Source organism: Terrilactibacillus laevilacticus (assembly GCF_006517395.1).
Classification (GTDB): Bacteria; Bacillota; Bacilli; order Bacillales; family Sporolactobacillaceae; genus Terrilactibacillus; species Terrilactibacillus laevilacticus.
The window spans coordinates 14,298-32,042 of sequence record NZ_VDCY01000004.1; the positions used below are offsets into that span (position 1 = coordinate 14,298).

17 protein-coding genes and 1 tRNA gene are annotated in these 17,745 nt (G+C 36.3%); 14 read left to right on the forward strand and 4 right to left on the reverse strand.

Features of this window, described 5'->3' with window-relative positions:
- Positions 1-429: 429 nt before the first annotated feature.
- The gene (locus FG390_RS15745; RefSeq protein ID WP_181406404.1) at positions 430-1,086 is read right to left on the reverse strand and encodes a coiled-coil domain-containing protein; all 657 of its coding nucleotides are present in this window, start codon (positions 1,084-1,086) and stop codon (positions 430-432) included.
- A gap of 259 nt (positions 1,087-1,345) precedes the next feature.
- Between FG390_RS15745 and FG390_RS06525 the strand changes: the two genes are divergently transcribed.
- Positions 1,346-1,591, forward strand: a complete 246-nt coding sequence (locus tag FG390_RS06525; RefSeq protein WP_141190242.1) for an atypical membrane-integrating protein (Mistic protein) — start codon at positions 1,346-1,348, stop codon at positions 1,589-1,591.
- A 78-nt stretch (positions 1,592-1,669) separates the two neighbouring features.
- Here FG390_RS06525 and FG390_RS06530 read toward each other — a convergent pair whose 3' ends face one another.
- Positions 1,670-2,248, reverse strand: a complete 579-nt coding sequence (locus FG390_RS06530; RefSeq protein WP_181406405.1) for a YitT family protein — start codon at positions 2,246-2,248, stop codon at positions 1,670-1,672.
- 169 nt (positions 2,249-2,417) lie between these two features.
- Here FG390_RS06530 and FG390_RS06535 point away from each other — a divergent pair, with 169 nt between their 5' ends.
- From FG390_RS06535 to FG390_RS06580, 9 genes are all read left to right on the forward strand, one after another.
- Complete coding sequence (locus tag FG390_RS06535; protein ID WP_141190244.1) at positions 2,418-2,681, forward strand: holin; 264 nt, start codon at positions 2,418-2,420, stop codon at positions 2,679-2,681.
- A gap of 216 nt (positions 2,682-2,897) precedes the next feature.
- A complete protein-coding gene (locus FG390_RS06540) occupies positions 2,898-4,406 on the forward strand; it encodes a tetratricopeptide repeat protein (RefSeq protein ID WP_181406406.1) in 1,509 nt (502 codons plus the stop codon).
- A gap of 534 nt (positions 4,407-4,940) precedes the next feature.
- Complete coding sequence (trxB, locus tag FG390_RS06545) at positions 4,941-5,885, forward strand: thioredoxin-disulfide reductase (RefSeq protein ID WP_141190246.1); 945 nt, start codon at positions 4,941-4,943, stop codon at positions 5,883-5,885.
- Positions 5,886-6,402: 517 nt separating this feature from the next.
- Positions 6,403-7,716, forward strand: coding sequence for an MFS transporter (locus FG390_RS06550; protein WP_141190247.1), 1,314 nt, complete (start codon positions 6,403-6,405; stop codon positions 7,714-7,716).
- A gap of 322 nt (positions 7,717-8,038) precedes the next feature.
- Positions 8,039-8,497, forward strand: a complete 459-nt coding sequence (locus FG390_RS06555) for an 8-oxo-dGTP diphosphatase (RefSeq protein WP_141190248.1) — start codon at positions 8,039-8,041, stop codon at positions 8,495-8,497.
- A 28-nt stretch (positions 8,498-8,525) separates the two neighbouring features.
- A complete protein-coding gene (gene rapZ, locus FG390_RS06560) occupies positions 8,526-9,398 on the forward strand; it encodes an RNase adapter RapZ (protein WP_141190249.1) in 873 nt (290 codons plus the stop codon).
- A gap of 1 nt (position 9,399) precedes the next feature.
- Positions 9,400-10,359: a gluconeogenesis morphogenetic factor MgfK gene (mgfK, locus tag FG390_RS06565; protein WP_141190250.1), complete on the forward strand. Its 960-nt coding sequence runs from the start codon at positions 9,400-9,402 to the stop codon at positions 10,357-10,359.
- Positions 10,360-10,375: 16 nt separating this feature from the next.
- The gene (whiA, locus tag FG390_RS06570) at positions 10,376-11,305 is read left to right on the forward strand and encodes a DNA-binding protein WhiA (protein ID WP_141190466.1); all 930 of its coding nucleotides are present in this window, start codon (positions 10,376-10,378) and stop codon (positions 11,303-11,305) included.
- Between the two features lie 147 nt (positions 11,306-11,452).
- Positions 11,453-11,707, forward strand: a complete 255-nt coding sequence (locus tag FG390_RS06580) for an HPr family phosphocarrier protein (RefSeq protein ID WP_141190251.1) — start codon at positions 11,453-11,455, stop codon at positions 11,705-11,707.
- Between the two features lie 175 nt (positions 11,708-11,882).
- Here the strand turns inward: FG390_RS06580 and clpP are convergent, their stop codons facing one another.
- Together clpP and FG390_RS06590 are read right to left on the reverse strand one after the other, a co-directional pair.
- The gene (clpP, locus tag FG390_RS06585; protein ID WP_141190252.1) at positions 11,883-12,464 is read right to left on the reverse strand and encodes an ATP-dependent Clp endopeptidase proteolytic subunit ClpP; all 582 of its coding nucleotides are present in this window, start codon (positions 12,462-12,464) and stop codon (positions 11,883-11,885) included.
- A 315-nt stretch (positions 12,465-12,779) separates the two neighbouring features.
- The gene (locus FG390_RS06590) at positions 12,780-13,100 is read right to left on the reverse strand and encodes a hypothetical protein (protein WP_141190253.1); all 321 of its coding nucleotides are present in this window, start codon (positions 13,098-13,100) and stop codon (positions 12,780-12,782) included.
- 167 nt (positions 13,101-13,267) lie between these two features.
- On the opposite strand from FG390_RS06590, the gene FG390_RS06595 reads away from it, so the two are divergent.
- The 4 genes from FG390_RS06595 to rpoN all read left to right on the forward strand — a co-directional run bounded on the left by FG390_RS06595 (position 13,268) and on the right by rpoN (position 17,366).
- A tRNA-Arg gene (locus tag FG390_RS06595) sits at positions 13,268-13,346 on the forward strand.
- A 287-nt stretch (positions 13,347-13,633) separates the two neighbouring features.
- On the forward strand, positions 13,634-14,194 hold the full coding sequence (locus FG390_RS16035) for a CotD family spore coat protein (protein WP_258311607.1): 561 nt from the start codon (positions 13,634-13,636) through the stop codon (positions 14,192-14,194).
- Positions 14,195-14,930: 736 nt separating this feature from the next.
- Complete coding sequence (locus FG390_RS06605) at positions 14,931-15,869, forward strand: magnesium transporter CorA family protein (protein ID WP_141190254.1); 939 nt, start codon at positions 14,931-14,933, stop codon at positions 15,867-15,869.
- 171 nt (positions 15,870-16,040) lie between these two features.
- Complete coding sequence (gene rpoN / locus FG390_RS06610) at positions 16,041-17,366, forward strand: RNA polymerase factor sigma-54 (protein WP_141190255.1); 1,326 nt, start codon at positions 16,041-16,043, stop codon at positions 17,364-17,366.
- Positions 17,367-17,745: the final 379 nt, after the last annotated feature.

A 17,745-nucleotide genomic window follows, 5' to 3' on the forward strand; every position in this document is an offset into this window, starting at 1 on the left:
AGAGTCCGATCAATATGCGGATGAACTTTTAAATGAGTGGAAGAAAAACATTTTGTTAATAAGCTCTTCTTTTGTTTTCTCGCCTTTAGAGTAATCAACCTTTAAAACTTTTCCTTCAACAAAAGATAGCATCTATTGCGTCCTCCATACGTCGTTCTGGCACCGAGTCGTTCATGACTCGACCTTGACCTTTTATGTTCCTCTAAATCGATTATTACCATTTTTTGTCTTGGTTTCCTTGTCTTTGGTGTGAGTAGCTGATATTCCAAAGTATTATTATTAGGGGTGTAATACGTTTTCATAACGTTAATTTTCCTCTAGCTATTCAATCGTTTTCTTGTCTTTTAATATAAGATAATATTGAAGAGAGTGTGTTAGGTGAGATTACCTTGCCACACTCTCTTTTTGTGATTTTTTCTTTTTTTTTCACTACTTTAATGGAATCAATTTTACTGATGATTCAGTTTCTATTGTATCACCGTTAGAACATTCGAACGTATAAGATGCTTCGCCGTCGTTTCCTAATATGGTATTAACATAGGTCGACCCACCAGGATCACGAACAAAGAAATTACTTCCTTCACCAACTGGGACGGCTTTATAACGTCCGGCTGGAAGATCACTGCCGACAACATAATTACCTGCACTTAACGTCTTAGGCTCTCCTTTGGCTTGCTGAAGGGTGCCGCTTGCCTTATCAACTTGATCATTAGTGCTATCTAAATCTGATTTAGCGTCACTTAGTTGTTTTTTAATATCTGAAAGTTGGCTAGCAGCTTTGTCATATTCCTTTTTTAAGTCATCTTTATCTTTTACTAAATCTAATACTTCTTGATTCTGTTTTTTTAGATCATCTAACTTTGTCTCTGCATCTGTTATTTGCTTATTGACATCGTTTAGTTTAGAAGTTGAATTTGAAAGGTCTTTTTTCTGATTTTTTAATTGAGAAATTTCTTTTTGTAATTTCTCCGCGCTGATTTTTTGGTTGTTTAGATCCACTTTTGCTGTTTTATTTCCTATGACTATGCCGATAATTAGTAGAATGATTGAAATCCCACCAAAAAGGACTAGGATTCGTTTATTCATTTCATGGCCCCCTTTTAAAATATAAACCATAACTAGCAAACGATATTAGTTTATACTTGGGTCAAAGTAGAAAAAATATCTTTATATAGACTAGCTATCTATACATAGTATCGGTGGTTTTAATAACAATTTCAATGGTTATTTAAAAATCATGAAGTAAAACATCAAAGGATGCTTATTATAATAGGGTTTTGCTCTGAAAGATCATCAAGTTATAAAAACACCCATTTTAACTCATATTATCAATGGGTGATAAAAAATGAAAGCAAACGATCAAGAAAGAGATAAATTTGATAAGGCACTGGATACCATCATCAATCTGTTTAATGATCTTGAAGATGATGAACCCATAGTGGAATTTGACGAAGATGTGACTCTGAAGATTGAAATTGCCAAAAAAATATATGGGTCAAACGTTATAAATGAACGAATTAATAATGTCGTTAAAGAAATCTTAATGCTTCTACCTCTGGATGCGGAGATTGATGAAGAGGGTGATTCGTAGTTTTATGACTACTTAGAGTTCTAAAAAGTGAAAGCTACTGAATTGAATATATGAGTAGCTTTCATGTTAAATAAACGTTTATTCAAAGATAATGGACCTTATAGAGGTCATCATCATTGTGATGATCCCTACCATAAAAACGATAATGAGGGAGTAAAATATTTTTTCATCCTGAAGGAGAATAACTCCAGAAGTGATAATCAGTAAATCTAGAATAAAAATAATTAACCCTACATTTATCTTAAACCACCTTGACAGCATTAAAGCAAGAAGATCCATTCCGCCAGGGCTTGTATGAAATTTTAACATTAAGCCAACACCAATACCCAAAATAAGACTACCAAGAACAATACTTGTAAAAAATGAAAAGTTAATCATATTCTGAAGAGGAGATAAAAGGTCCGTTGCGACAGTGACAAAGCATGTTCCAAGGAGGCCATTAATGAAAAAAACATTGTTATATTTAAATGCAATAAGATAGATAGGAATATTCAGGCAGGCAAAAGTCAGCGCTATTTTATAACCCCACAAGTAATGTGCTAAAATACTAATCCCCCAAAACCCACCATTTAATAGATGCAAGGGAATGATAAAGCCATTTATAGCTACAGCAATAAGAATACTTGCAAAGGCTATGGTTATGATCTTCTTTTGCACGGAACACCACCCTTTAATACTTTATATAATAGGTATATATGTAGGCTTGAGTGGTTTAATTCCTGCTATTGGACAAATTCTACACTGATCCCGATTTAGCGGGCACTTATATGTGCTTTCTTACTTCCTGCTTGCATATGCTAGTAATAAAAGTAGGGGAGTGAGAAATATGAACGAAATTTTAATGTTCGCCACTATCATTTTACCTATCGTAACGGCTGTTACACAGATGATAAAACAAGCTGTATCTATTCCAAAAAATATCATTCCATTAATAGCTCTTATAATAGGTATAGGGATAGGCTTCGCAGCGCAACCTTTTGCCCCTCAACTAGATATTCTAGAGAGATTATGGGGCGGTGGATTAGCGGGTCTATCATCAACGGGGTTGTTTGAATTAGCCTTCAATAAGAGATCAGGTAAATCAAAATAAATGACGCCAAATGGGCGTTTTTTTCTTTTCTAGAATGTGATTATTTGCATATCGAATCATTTTGAAAATAGACCTGAACCTCTCATGACTAAAGTTACGAGTGTTCTCGGCTATTTCATAAATTAACACAACCTTTTCATGTTTCCGTAAAACGAAATTGGACAATCTATGTTATACTTTTCAAAGGACAAATTCTGAATGAATACGGAGGAAAACATGAAATCAGAACAGATGTCTAAAAAGGCACGCATCATTTCGTTTAACCCAAATGGTTCGTACTATTTTCAAAAGGGCATGGTAGCTTATCAGAAGGGAGACCTTCATAAAGCCTATAAATATGTTGATCGTGCGATAGCTTTTGAACCAAATGAGGTTGAATATTTATGCCAACAAGCATCTATATTAGCAGAACTTGAAGACTATAAATCATCAAATCGGATTTTAAATAGAATCGTAACAGAGCTTGACTTAGGACTAACAGAATGCCATTTCTTTATGGCAAATAATTATGCCTATCTTGGAGAATTTCAAGATGCCTTAAGAGAAGTCAATTTGTATTTACAAGAAGAACCACATGGCATTTTCGTACAAGATGCCAAAGAATTACTTCATCTAATAAGTGAGGAATCTGTTGGGTATGATGTTGAAGAGGAACCTAGGTATATTTCTAACCATGAAAAAGGTCGCCAACAGTTAGAACATGGTCAATATAAGAAAGCCATTACCTTATTTAAACAAGTCATAAAAGAAGAACCGGACTTTTGGGCAGCATATAATAATTTGGCGATTGCCTATTTTTCATTAGGATGGATGGATAAAGCTTACACAACGTTACACCATGTTTTAGAAAAAGATTCTGGCAATATTCACGCATTATGTAACTTGGTGACGTTCTATCATCAATGCAATGAAATAGAATTACGTGATAAAATGCTTCCGCGTTTAAATAAACTCTTTCCTTACTTTCCTGATCACCGAAGTAAATTAGGCTCAACGTATCTATTTATAGGCGACTTTGAGAATGCATGTCGTTGGTTGGTCTCAGCTGAAAAAGCAGGTGTAAATGGAGACCAAGTTTTTTATTTTTGGATGGCTTATGCTGCTTATAAAGTGGGCAATTTAACCGTAGCTAAGCGAGCTTGGAACCAGGTTCATTTCTTTGATGAAACACCTTTCCATCCTTTTCAGTATGAAAAAGTGCAAGATATGCTCCTAGATGAGAAGGCCTACGATAATTTTATGGTGCATTCATTAATTCAGCGCGAGTTAAACAATCAAGACCAATCTGAACAGTTATTTGCTATTTTTTATCTTCATTATTTATCCGCTCAAGATGAACTTCAACATACAGCAAAAAGTCATGAGGATCCTGTGATAAGAGCAATTGCAAGCGAAATGGTCATGGATCTTGCTCATATATCACAAAATGTGGACCACAGATTAAACATTATGTGGCATGTCCAATCGTGCATATCTGGAGGTAAAGCCGTTGTAAGACATCCAGAATTATATGATTATTGGTACGTTGTTTATCAAATGTTAGATCAGCAGGATGAGATTGATGTTGAAGGATGGGCCGGGGCATTGATCTACCTATGGAAGAAAGAAAAAAATCAACGTACATCACAAGCTGAAATAGCTAAACTTTGTCATACATCTGTTTATCGAATAAGGAAGCACATTCAAGAATTAGGCCACATTCTCCAACTTAATGGATTATTATAAGAAAGATGTGTTTTTGAGCATATATATAGACGGATGATGGTTATTTTTATAGCATAGATTCTACAGAGTTATTTATAATAAATGTAATCAAATACGTATTATTAACCCTTTATGATTAGCTTTATTCAAGGTTATCTTATAGTGCGTGTTCAAAAAGGTGACAAACGAAAAGGGTTACTGGCTAAGTACGCTGGCATCCTGCAAGAAAACGCCAGTACTAGCCCGTCCTGGGCGTCGGAAGGCTAAGAGCGGCGCTGTTCCCGAGGACCGGCATTCCTCGCGTTGTGGTAGCTTCAGGCGCCCGCCACAGGACGTGAGCGATTTCAGCCAGCGATCCTCTTGTATCCGCTACATGAGGACCGGAAAAACAAGTGGGCGCCGAGATTCGCAAGTTATCATTTGGTGACTTTTTGAACAACCTCTTATAGATATATAATTATTTTAGACAAAACATAATTCATTGATTCATTTATTTTACATTAGTAAAAATGAGGGTTAGGTTGGAATACTAACGGATAAAGGAGAGAAAAGCATATGGCAGAAGAAAAAATATACGATGTGATTATCATTGGTGCTGGCCCAGCCGGAATGACAGCAGCTGTTTACGCTTCACGTTCGAATTTATCTACCTTGATGATTGAACGCGGGATTCCAGGGGGGCAAATGGCGAATACTGAAGAAGTTGAAAATTATCCTGGATTTGAGTCCATTCTTGGACCTGATTTATCCAATAAAATGTTTGAGCATGCGAAAAAGTTTGGTGCTGAATATGCATATGGCGATATTAAGGAAATACAAGATGGAAAAGAATACAAAACGGTAATTGCAGGAAACAAAGAATTCAAAGGTCTTTCAGTTATTGTAGCGACAGGAGCTGAGTATAAAAAACTTGGTGTCCCTGGTGAACAAGAACTTGGTGGTCGAGGCGTATCTTATTGCGCTGTATGTGATGGAGCGTTCTTTAAAGAAAAAGAACTTCTCGTTATTGGTGGCGGGGATTCTGCTGTTGAAGAAGGCGTTTATCTCACCCGTTTTGCTTCAAAGGTGACGATCGTCCACCGACGCGATAAACTTCGTGCTCAAAAAATCCTTCAAGACCGAGCGTTTGCTAATGAGAAAGTAGACTTTATTTGGAATCACACGGTCAAAGAAATTCATGAAGCGGACGGTAAAGTTGGAAGTGTCACACTTGTTAATACCGTTGATGGGTCTGAAAAAGAAGTAAAAGCGGACGGCGTCTTTATTTACATTGGTTTACTTCCTTTGAATGGTGCCGTTAAGTCTCTTGGTATTACGAATGAAACGGGATACATTGAAACGAATGAAGAGATGGAAACTCGTATACCAGGAATATTTGCAGCAGGAGATGTGCGAGAAAAAGAATTGCGCCAAATTGTCACGGCGACAGGTGATGGAAGTATCGCTGCACAATCTGCTCAAAAATATGTAGAAGAACTCAAAGATGCTTCTAAAGTCTGAAGACTATCTATGTGATTTTGATTTCTTATCATGTTCTCTTAAATGAATTGTAATCTTAGTGACATACAAATGGGGTATGATAAAGATAGAATGACCCCCTTAATATATATGTAACATTTTTGCGTGAGCTCAAATTCAGAGTTCATGCATTTTTTTTGCTGAATAATTTTTATTATTTCGAAATTATTGTGAACAGGTGAATATTAATGTTCTTTATGTTATTATAATCATAACCTAATGTAATGGTTCGGTATCGTGAGCACAGGCAAGTTAGCTAAAGACTTCTTGAAAAGCAAGTTGATTTTCAAAAATTAAATCGTTTAAGCAATCTTTTACCTATCAGAGATCTGAGGTTTGAATCTTAAGAAATTGTGAAAACGTCATTTCTTTCAAATAAGTCAGATCTGATCAAGCAGGTAGTGTTCTTTAATAATGGATAAAATATTCAAAATAATCCTACATAATAACACTATTGTTATTTCTTCAATATAAAAAAATTAGAAGGTGGATGTTTGACATGATTAAATCAACTGAACGCGCGAATACACGTCGAATAACAGGGAATATTTTAAAAGGTTCGCTGGGTAATCTGATTGAATGGTATGACTGGTATGTTTATGCTGCGTTTGCTGTTTATTTCTCAACAGAATTTTTTCCACAAGGGGACACAACGAGCCAATTATTAAATACTGCAGCAATTTTTGCTGTTGGCTTTCTTATGCGTCCGATTGGAAGTTTGTTAATGGGTCGTTATGCGGATCGTTATGGTCGTCGTGCAGGACTGACGCTTTCTATTATGATTATGGCGTTTGGTTCACTTGTTATTGCTATAACGCCGAGTTATCAAACGATTGGGATATTTGCTCCTATAATTTTAGTCATTGCTAGACTCATTCAAGGATTATCCTTAGGAGGAGAATACGGAACGTCAGCAACGTATTTATCTGAGATGGCGAATTCAGGTCGACGTGGATTCTACTCAAGTTTTCAATATGTGACGCTAGTTGCGGGGCAAATGATAGCACTGGGTGTCCAAATTATTTTACAATTATCGCTTGATGATTCTGAAATGAGAGCATGGGGTTGGCGCATTCCATTTGTCATAGGAGCTCTAGGGGCATTAACGGTTCTTTGGCTTCGCCGAACGATGGATGAATCGGAACAATTCAATAAAATGGATAAGGATGATAAAGAAAAAGCTGGAACGATTCGTGCTTTGATTAAGTATCCGAAGGCGGTGTTAACCGTTGTCGGATTAACGCTTGGTGGTACAGTGGCTTTCTATACGTATACGACCTATTTGCAGAAGTTTATGGTTAATTCAGTTGGTCTTAATAAGGAACTTGTTAGTTTAATCAATTTTGTTGCACTACTCATTTTTGTTATACTTCAACCATTAGCAGGGATGCTATCAGATCGTATTGGACGCAGACCACTATTAATGAGTTTTGGTATTTTCGGCACAATATTGACGGTGCCATTATTTCTACTTATGAAGCAATCACATAGCGCCATTGCGGCATTTCTATTAATGTTATTAGGTCTTATTATTGTTACAGGTTATACCTCGATTAATGCGATCGTTAAAGCAGAGCTATTTCCAACAGAAATACGTGCTCTAGGTGTAGGGTTTCCGTATGGATTAACGGTTGCTGTGTTTGGTGGAACCGCTGAGTTTGTTGCCTTATGGTTTAAAAGTATCGGTTTTGAGTCGTTGTTTTTCTACTATGTAGCAATCTGTATTTTTATTAGCTTTATTGTTTATTGGCGTATGGGTGAATCTTCGAAGAGGTCATATATAGAAGCCGAGCTGAAAACTGAAAATAATTAGGGGACAGTTTGAAAATATCTTAAGCAGTAACAGATCATTGCCTGTTACTGCTTTTGTATGTTAAAAAGGATATCACAAAACTCTAATACTCTTTCGTTTATACTAATGTAGTGTGTTGATGAACATGATTCAGGAAAATTTTTGAATAAATGATAGGTGACTCGAGAATAGACAGGACTAGCTAAATCAAAGTAAAATAAAATGAAAAATGGGATAGACTCGTATATAATAGAGTCAATGTATTTTCAATTTAATAAACCATATATTGGTATAAGTATCTTTATATAGAAAATAGTTGTAACATTAGATAGAGGTGAGCAGCTTGCAGCGCGTAACGAACTGTTTGTTAAAGCATGACGATAAAGTATTATTATTAAAAAAGCCGAGAAGAGGCTGGTGGGTAGCACCCGGTGGGAAAATGGAGAGTGGGGAATCCATTAAGGATACGGTCATTCGTGAATTTCGTGAGGAAACTGGACTGTATTTGCAAAATCCAGAGCTAAAAGGTGTATTTACCTTTATAATAAAAGAGGGAGACAAAACCATATCCGAGTGGATGATGTTCACTTTTTATGCGGATGATTATGAAGGCCAACTTATAGGACAAAGTAAAGAAGGCGAGCTTGCTTGGCAGAAGGCAGATGAATTTCAAAAGCTCCCAATGGCGGAAGGAGATTACCATTTATTAGACTACGTCCTTCATGGGCGAGGGATGATTTTTGGAACATTTCATTATTCGCCGGATTTTGAATTATTAAGTTACAGACTCGATCCAAATTAAAAGAGATGAAAAGGGAGGTTCGGGTATTATGGGGAAAAATATTCAGGTGGTCATCATTACAGGTATGTCAGGGGCAGGAAAAACAGTCGCTATTCAAAGTTTTGAGGACTTAGGTTACTTTTGCATTGATAACCTGCCGCCGTCCTTACTGCCGAAATTCATTGATCTAGTAGGAGATTCTGGTGAAAAATTAAATAAACTAGCCGTTGTGATGGATTTAAGGGGACGTGAAATATTTGACTCTTTATTTGAGTCCATTGATTCATTTAGTAAAAATGAAAAAATTAAGCCCCAAATACTATTCCTAGATGCAAAGGATCAATCGTTGGTTAGACGTTACAAAGAAACAAGACGCTCTCATCCTTTATCACCGAGAGGTTTGCCTTTAGAGGGGATTAAGATTGAAAGAGAAAAATTAGAAGAAATCAAAGGGCTTGCTCAATGTTATATTGATACTACGGACATGAAGCCTGTCCAATTAAGAGACACCATTATCGCTCAATTTGGTGATGAGAATGACCAATCTTTCCGAGTGAATGTTCTCTCCTTTGGTTTTAAATACGGAATTCCAATAGATGCTGATCTTGTTTTTGACGTTAGATTTTTACCAAATCCATATTATATTGAACATATGAGACCTCGAACAGGTCTAGAAAAAGACGTTGCAGATTATGTATTTAAATGGACTGAGACGAAGCAATTCCTACAGAAGTTGCTCGATCTCTTGCGTTTTATGCTACCTCAGTATAAGAGAGAGGGTAAGAGACAACTTGTCATCGCCATTGGATGCACTGGTGGAAGACATCGTTCAGTTGCTTTGGCTGAGCATATTAGTAAAGAAATATCCGAAGTATATCCTTCTCGTGTGATGCATCGAGATGTTGAAAAAGGAAATTACTAACATGACAAAAAAACAAAAAATTGTAGCCATCGGTGGTGGAACGGGTTTATCGAGGATCTTAAGAGGACTTAAAAAACATCCGTTGGACATTACCGCCATCGTTACGGTGGCCGATGATGGCGGAAGTTCAGGTATGTTAAGAAATGAACTTCAAATTCCACCACCTGGAGATATTCGAAACGTTCTCGTTGCTTTATCTGACGTTGAACCTATGTTTGAACAACTTTTGCAACACAGATTTAGAAACGGGAATGGCTTAAGTGGTCACTCTTTGGGTAATTTGCTCATCGCTGCTTTAACGTCCATTACAGGTGACTTTGTTAAAGGCATTGCGGAAATGAGTCGAATATTAAATGTAAATGGTAATGTTCTCCCTGCGGCAAATCAAAGTATCATACTGGGTGCTTTGATGACAGACGGGACCATTGTTAAAGGTGAATCAACTATTCGAGAAAGCAATAAGAAAATTAAACGTGTTTTTCTGGAACCATCAAATATAGCCCCTCTTCAAGAAAGTGTTGAAGCGATTAAGCAGGCGGATTTAATAGTACTCGGTCCAGGAAGTTTATATACAAGTGTTATTCCAAATATCTTAGTTCCAGAACTTGCGGAAGAAATTAAAAAGGCAAAAGCAAAGAAAGTGTACATCTGTAACATTATGACCGAAAAAGGAGAAACAGATTACTTTACGGCAGCTGACCATGTGAAAGTGTTATTGGATCATGTTTCAAGTCAATTTCTTGATTATATACTCGTTAATAATAAGACAATTAATCAAGATATCTTAGAAAACTATGCCCGTGAAGAGGCAGAACCAGTACTGTGCGACAGTAAAAGATGCGAAGCACTAGGTATACAAGTGATAAGTGATGATCTTGTTTCCTATGATCATCAAGTGATCCGACACAATGAGAAAGTGGTTAGTGATTGGCTTGTAAAACTACTTCCGCCTAATAATTAAGGGGGGTGTGGCAAAAATGTCCTTTGCTGCAGAAACAAAGAAAGAACTGACGCAACTGGAAGTCAAACCATGTTGTGCAACAGCGGAACTAGCTGCACTCATTCGAATGAACGGATCGATCTCAATTGTAAATAAACAATTGAGTTTAGATATTTGCACTGAGAATGCAGCGATAGCTAGAAGAATCTACGTTTTAATTAAGAAAAATTATACATTTCCGATTGAAATATTAGTGCGACGGAAGATGCGTTTAAAGAAAAATAATGTCTATATTGTTAGAATGAAAGAAAATACGAAAGATTTCTTGCATGCATTGAAAATTGTCGATGAAAATTTTATGTTTACACGTGAAATAGATCCTGACTTAATTAAAAAGTCATGTTGCAAAAGATCTTATCTACGTGGAGCATTTTTAGCAGGGGGATCACTTAATCACCCTGAGTCATCTTACCATCTTGAAATCTTTTCAAATTATGAAGATCACACTCATTCATTAGCTCGTTTAATGAATGAATTTAATTTAAATGTCAAAATACTACCACGTAAGAGCGGTTACATTATATACTTAAAGGAGAGTGAGAAGATCACCGATTTTTTGAGTATCATTGCTGCACATCAAGCTCTGTTTTATTTTGAAGATATACGGATTGTTAAGGACATGCGTAATTCGGTTAACCGTCTGGTTAATTGTGAAACAGCCAATCTTAATAAAACAGTGAGCGCCGCAATGAAACAAATTGAAAATATTAGAATTATTGAAGAAAAATTGGGGTTGGATCAACTTCCAGATAAACTTCGTGAGATTGCAGAAGTTCGATTGAAGCATCCGGATGTTACTATGAAGGAGCTTGGAGAATTAGTTCAAGGAGAACATATCAGTAAATCAGGAATCAATCATCGATTTCGAAAAATTGAAGTATTAGCGAATCAACTGCGAGGTAAATAGGTCATAATGGTAATGAAGTTAAGTCCATGATTCCCGGCTTTTTAGGGGTATATAAGCCCCTCTATCCACTTCTTTGAAATCCTTACTAGAGATAAAGAGGCTTATGACTAATGAGTACGGATAAAAGAAAATGGGAGGTCAATTCTGTTGGAGGAAAAAACGGCTTATATTGCTATTCCAGGTGGTCTTCAGGCGAGGGCGGCAGCCCAATTTGTTCAGGAAGCAAATCAGTATCATTCGGATTTATTTTTGGAATATCAATCTGTACGAGTTAATGCAAAAAGCATTATGGGTATCATGAGTCTAGCTTTAAGTGAAGGAACGCAAGTAAAAGTGGTCGCTGAAGGAAATGATGAGGCGGTCGCTGCTCAGGCTCTCGTTAATTTTATAACTAACAGTTAGGTAATCATGAAATTTGATTTTCTGTTTCTCACAAAACTGGATAACGAAAGAAAACTTGCCGATTGCGGGGCCTATAAGGCGCAGACAGAGGCCTAAGCCTGTGCTTATCCTTTCTTAAAGTATAAAAAAGACTACCAAAAGCAAAATGCTAATGATAGTCTTTCCTTTTGTTAAATTATTTAGAAATTAAGACTTCATCGATGAGTCCATATTTTTTGGCATCATCTGCTGACATGAAGTTATCTCGTTCTGTATCGCGGTTTATAACCTCGATGGGTTGACCTGAACGTTCAGCCATGATTGCATTTAATTTTTCACGCATTTTAATAATACGTTTCGCGTGGATTTCAATATCTGTTGCTTGTCCTTGGGTTCCACCAAGAGGTTGGTGAATCATGATTTCGCTATTAGGTAATGCAAAGCGTTTGCCAATTTCTCCAGCTGTTAAGAGAAAGGCACCCATTGATGCTGCCATACCGACACAAATAGTAGATACTTTCGGTTTAATGTGTTGCATCGTATCATAAATAGCCATACCCGCTGTGATTGATCCACCAGGACTGTTTATGTAGATTGAAATATCTTTTTCAGGATCTTCTGCTGCCAAGAAAAGCAGTTGGGCAACAATAGCGTTAGCCACATTATCATCAATAGCGGTACCAAGCATAATAATACGATCTTTCAACAGACGGGAATAAATGTCATAGGCACGTTCCCCTCGATTTGTTTGCTCAATGACTGTTGGAATTAATGGCATTGAACACCCTCCTTTTTATCTTTCATAAGTGATCTTTCTTTAAAAACTATATTCATCATACCTCAATGGTCAATTTAGGTCAAATTTTTTGATCATTGAAGATATTGATGGTTTTGCAGGCTTTTTCCTATGTTTTATGTTATTCTTGTGTGTCCCAAATAAGTATAAGAAAGTAGTCCCAATTAATAAAAAATACAGGCTATGAACCCTATCCCATACGTTTTGCCTTAAATATAGATGCTAAAAGTACGTGTTCAAAACTTTTTGAACAACCTCTAAAAGCATTCATTCCCTAATTTACCTTTTTTTAAACGATTATTTATGTGGAAATTGATAACCAGACGTTTGAATGCCAGATGCTTTTAGTGATTTTTCGATCCATTCTGGTTTCATAACGTGGTGATCATAGTTAATCGAGATAGAATGTTGATTGCGGTGATACTGATAATTCTTAATACCAAGTATATGGTTGATGGTTACATTCAGATTCTTTTGGTCTTTGGCGGTAGGAAGATCAATATGGTTAAAGGTAATCTGGTCACTTGACGGATGCGTATATTTCCATTTTTCCGTAAAAAGAAGACCTGTACAAATTAATGAAATAATAAGAAATGAATTAAGAATACGATGTTTCAATTCGGTTTCCTCCCTATCTAAAAATCATCCTCCTATTAGAATGTCTATAACATGGCTTAATATGCATGTCAGATGCTGTTATGGTGGTTATAGACCTTTGTTAGTTTCTCTCTATTGATTTTATTATCATATTAAGTTATAATAACTATCGTGTCTTCATCTATTATGCGCTCGTAGCTCAGTTGGATAGAGCGGTGGTTTCCGGTACCACGTCTGTCGGGGGTTCGAATCCCTTCGAGCGCGCCATTAAACATACATATATCAAGGGTTTAGCAGACATCATGCTAAACCCTTTTTTACACTTTAAGAAAGGATTAAGATTCAAGGAATAAAGTATAAGGGCAACTAAGCCTCTATCTGCGCCTTACAGGCTGGCCAATCGGCAAGTTTACTTTAATATAAATCGGTTTTTGGCACAAAACTGGCACATAATGATATTGCCCTTTTTGAATAAAATGGGTATTCGTATTATGACAAGGCTATTCCCTAATACATAGGCTATAAGTGTACTAAAGATGAGGAGGAATAAACTTATGACATGGAATCCAAACTCAATGCCGAATGTTAACCCAATGTCAATGCCAAATACAATGCCGAATGTTAACCCAATGTCAATGCCAAATACAATGCCAAATACAATGCCGAATGTTAGCCCAATGTCAATGCCGAATACAATGCCGAATGTTAGCCCAATGTCAATGCCGAATACAATGCCAATGCCCCATTCTAAACCAACTGAAAAGGCTAACATGCCAAGTATGAAAGGGTGTCCAAATCAAGGTCCAATGCATGGGAAAAAAATGATGAAAGGTGCAGAATTTCCTACAGGGCCAAGTAAAAGTGGGGGACATTCAAGAAATCTTTATTGTCCACCAACACGAGGCAAAGATATCGTTGATCCACAAACAATGGATGTAGCCCATATTTATAAACCTGTTATCGTTAAACACATTCACCCTTCCCATACTCAAATTCAAACACACTATTTATACGAACACCAACATTACTACCCACACACTGTATCACATTGTTGTGATGTTCAACATAGAAACGTTCAATGCGGTTGCCCTCAGCGTCCAAATATATCTTGTTAATGAAATAGTCATCAGTGGCGTTCACTGATGACTATTTTGAAACTTTATTTTTTGAATTATTGCCACATAACGATTGCTTCACTTAACATGTTTTGATTAGAACATGGGTGGTTTATCTCTATTATTCGGATAAGAATACATAATAGAGGTTGTTCAAAAAGTCACCAAATGATAAGATGCGAATCTCGGCGCCCACTTGTTTTTTCGGTCCTCATGTAGTGGATAAAAGAGGATCTCTAGCTAAAATCTCTATGTGTGGCCCGCGCCTGAAGCTACCACATCCTGTGGTATGCCGGGCCCTAAGGAACTGCGCCGCTCTTAGCCTCCGACGCCCAGGACGGGCTAGTACTGGCGTTTCTTGCAGGATGCCAGCGTACTTAGCCAGTAACCCTTTTCATTTGTCACCTTGTGGAACACGCACTAATAATAAGGTTTTTGTAAAATACATGATTTGTTTTATTTATTAAACCAATGTATGATAAGGAGTGTTGGTTCACTCCATGATAAGATTGTGGAATCTATTAAAAAATTCTGGACCGTTGTTTAAACTAAAAACTTAAATAAAGGAGTTGATAACTTAATGAGTTCAGACAGTACACCCGAGGGGAGTCATATATCCAAGAGAAATAAAGAGGAAGTTTTCATACTGACTTTAAATGGTCGCTCATTAGGTTATCGACCATTTAAAATATTGTAGTATGCCTTTTTTCCTCAGAAAAATGAGGAGGTTGCTATTATGCTAGACATTTATTTAACAGATGAACTAGGGAAAATGAATAAAACTGATACGTTTACAAAAGGTTGCTGGGTAAATCTCATTCATCCAACTGAGGAAGAAATTAAACGTGTCATTGATGAAACTAATATTCCATTAGATTTTATTAAGGACCCGCTAGATGATGATGAACGTTCCCGGATTGAAAAAGAAGACGATAATGTTCTTACAATCGTGGATGTACCAGTATTAGTTGAAGATAATTCGGATTCAGCTCTATATGACACGATTCCGATTGGTATTATTGTAACTCCTTCCTATTTTGTTACGGTATGTTTACGAGAAACGCCGATTATTGGAGACTTTGTTAACAATAAAATTAAAGGATTTTTTACGTATAAAAAAACACGATTTGCCTTACAACTTTTATATTCAGTGGCAAGCTATTATTTACGTTATCTTAAACATATTGATCGAAAAACGTCTATCATTGAACGTGAACTTCACCAATCGATGAAAAACAAAGAATTGTTTATGCTTCTTAGCTTAGAAAAAACAATTGTTTATTTTATGACATCATTAAAAGCGAATAATATTGTGATGGAAAAAATGACGAAACAACGCTTTTTACGAATGTATGAAGATGATCAGGACTTACTCGAAGACGTTATTATCGAAATTAAACAAGCTGCAGAAATGGCTGAAGTTCATAGTAACATTTTAAGTGGAATGATGGATGCATATGCCTCGGTTATTTCGAATAATGTGAATGTGGTTATGAAATTTTTAACGGCTTTCACGATTATTTTGTCACTACCTACCATGGTATTTAGCTTTTATGGTATGAATGTTTCATTTCCTGGTGAAAAGTTAGGTAATGGATTTATTGTTCCATTAGTCATATCTTTATTACTATCGTGTTCAACAGTGTATATTTTTTGGAAGAAAAGATATTTTTGAAATTGAGACCAGCTTCGATTAAGAGGCTGGTTTTTGTGTATCTCAGTTTCGAAAAAATCCAGTCTCACATCGCTACGCTCTTTGATATAATAAAGGTAGACTAAGTCAGAATGAAAAGAGACTATAAGTGATTAATCTATCGGTTTATATGACTTAATAGAGGGTGAAGCAATGGGAATGAACCTAAGTCAAGTTCAGTCTTTAAAACTTAAGTTAACACCTGCAGTTTATCAAGCCATTTCTTTACTACAGTACAATTCACAAGATTTAACTAAGCTGATTCATGAACAAGCAGAAATAAATCCCTTTCTTTCTATTCGTGATTGGTCTAGCTCCTCATCTACATATCGAGAAGGGGGAACTAATCATGTTACTTCAACGACCGATGTTATTGAACAAACAATCGCAAACGGATCCAGTTTTCGAGAGGAACTTCGGTCACAAATTCAGGTGATGTCACTGAGTCCAGAGATTCAAAATAGATGTTTCCTTGTTATTGATAGTCTAAGTGACAATGGTTACTTTGAGGAAGATATGTTAACCCTATCTAATGCTCTAAGAGCCCCTATAAAACAATTAGAAAATGCTCTTTCGATTGTTCGTACTCTTGATCCCCCTGGTATTGGAGCGAAATCATTAAAAGATTGTTTGAGTTTACAACTTCAAAGGAAAACAAATCATTCAAGATTTGCCATCGATATCGTCACACATTATATTGACTGTTTTATAACGGGGGAATGGGTCCGTGCAAAAGAAGCGCTCGGTATATCAGACGAAGAGCTTCACGATGCTCTAAAGGATATAAGGGCATTGAATCCGACTCCTATCGTATCGGGATTGGGAAGTGGAGATGCCTCGCGATATATTATTCCAGATATATATATTACAAAAGAAGGTGATGAGCTTAAGATTAACGATGAAATGGGCCAAATTCCGAATGTATCAATTGACTCAAGATACGTTGATGAATTAAGAGGACTTACAGATCCGGAAACAAACCACTTTCTAAAAGAAAAACTTAAAGAAGCAGAATGGCTTCTCATGGGTATCACAAAAAGAAAACAAACACTCATTAAATTGACTGAATTGTGTGTTAACCATCAACGGTCTTTTTTTGAGAGCGGAAAGTGGGAATCGATCCAACCATTGACGATGAAGAAAATAGCTGAACAGTTAGAGGTTCATGAATCCACCATAAGCAGAGCTGTCAGTAATAAATATATCCAGGCACCTTTTGGAATTATTTCATATCGCTCATTATTTTCTAAGGGGTTAAGTTCTTCAGATGGAGAGGTTTCTGTTTTTTATATAAAATCGCTCATTCAGAAAATCATAACAAATGAAGATAAATCGAAACCCCTATCTGATCAAAAAATCGTAGAAGCATTAAACGATAAAGGGATCACTTTATCAAGGCGAGTGGTTAGTAAATATCGAACGGAATGTGGTTACTTAGCAGCTTCAAAAAGAAAAATTATCAAAAAAAAGCATGAATAAGAACACACCTTTTCTCCTCTTCACTTTTTTATGAAATAGCCGAGAACACTCGTGACTTTAGTCATGAGAGGTTCAGAGGAAGGGGAGCGTTTTGTTTTTTAGACGACTTATCTTAAATAATGAATAATTAATCGAACTACATTACATATTAATATCGAATCTTGACTTTTTTGATGGTTAACATGCATAAAGGGAAAAGAGGATAAATAAAGGGGGACTCTTATAAGCCATACAAGTTGATTTTGATTAAATAAAAGCCCGTTTTTTTTGTGATGGATAGGACCGTATCATGTAGTTTTGACAAATCGTTGTCTTTTACATTTATTTAAAATCTTTTTTGGTGTTTTTACTTGTAAACAGATATAAAAGTTGCTATTAT

Coding starts and splice junctions, on each gene's coding strand:
- FG390_RS15745 (WP_181406404.1), bottom strand. CDS start 1,086: ATGAATAAACGAATCCTAGTCCTTTTTGGTGGGATTTCAATCATTCTA.
- FG390_RS06525 (WP_141190242.1), top strand. CDS start 1,346: ATGAAAGCAAACGATCAAGAAAGAGATAAATTTGATAAGGCACTGGAT.
- FG390_RS06535 (WP_141190244.1), top strand. CDS start 2,418: ATGAACGAAATTTTAATGTTCGCCACTATCATTTTACCTATCGTAACG.
- FG390_RS06540 (WP_181406406.1), top strand. CDS start 2,898: ATGAAATCAGAACAGATGTCTAAAAAGGCACGCATCATTTCGTTTAAC.
- trxB (WP_141190246.1), top strand. CDS start 4,941: ATGGCAGAAGAAAAAATATACGATGTGATTATCATTGGTGCTGGCCCA.
- FG390_RS06550 (WP_141190247.1), top strand. CDS start 6,403: ATGATTAAATCAACTGAACGCGCGAATACACGTCGAATAACAGGGAAT.
- rapZ (WP_141190249.1), top strand. CDS start 8,526: ATGGGGAAAAATATTCAGGTGGTCATCATTACAGGTATGTCAGGGGCA.
- mgfK (WP_141190250.1), top strand. CDS start 9,400: ATGACAAAAAAACAAAAAATTGTAGCCATCGGTGGTGGAACGGGTTTA.
- whiA (WP_141190466.1), top strand. CDS start 10,376: ATGTCCTTTGCTGCAGAAACAAAGAAAGAACTGACGCAACTGGAAGTC.
- clpP (WP_141190252.1), bottom strand. CDS start 12,464: ATGCCATTAATTCCAACAGTCATTGAGCAAACAAATCGAGGGGAACGT.
- FG390_RS16035 (WP_258311607.1), top strand. CDS start 13,634: ATGACATGGAATCCAAACTCAATGCCGAATGTTAACCCAATGTCAATG.
- FG390_RS06605 (WP_141190254.1), top strand. CDS start 14,931: ATGCTAGACATTTATTTAACAGATGAACTAGGGAAAATGAATAAAACT.
- rpoN (WP_141190255.1), top strand. CDS start 16,041: ATGGGAATGAACCTAAGTCAAGTTCAGTCTTTAAAACTTAAGTTAACA.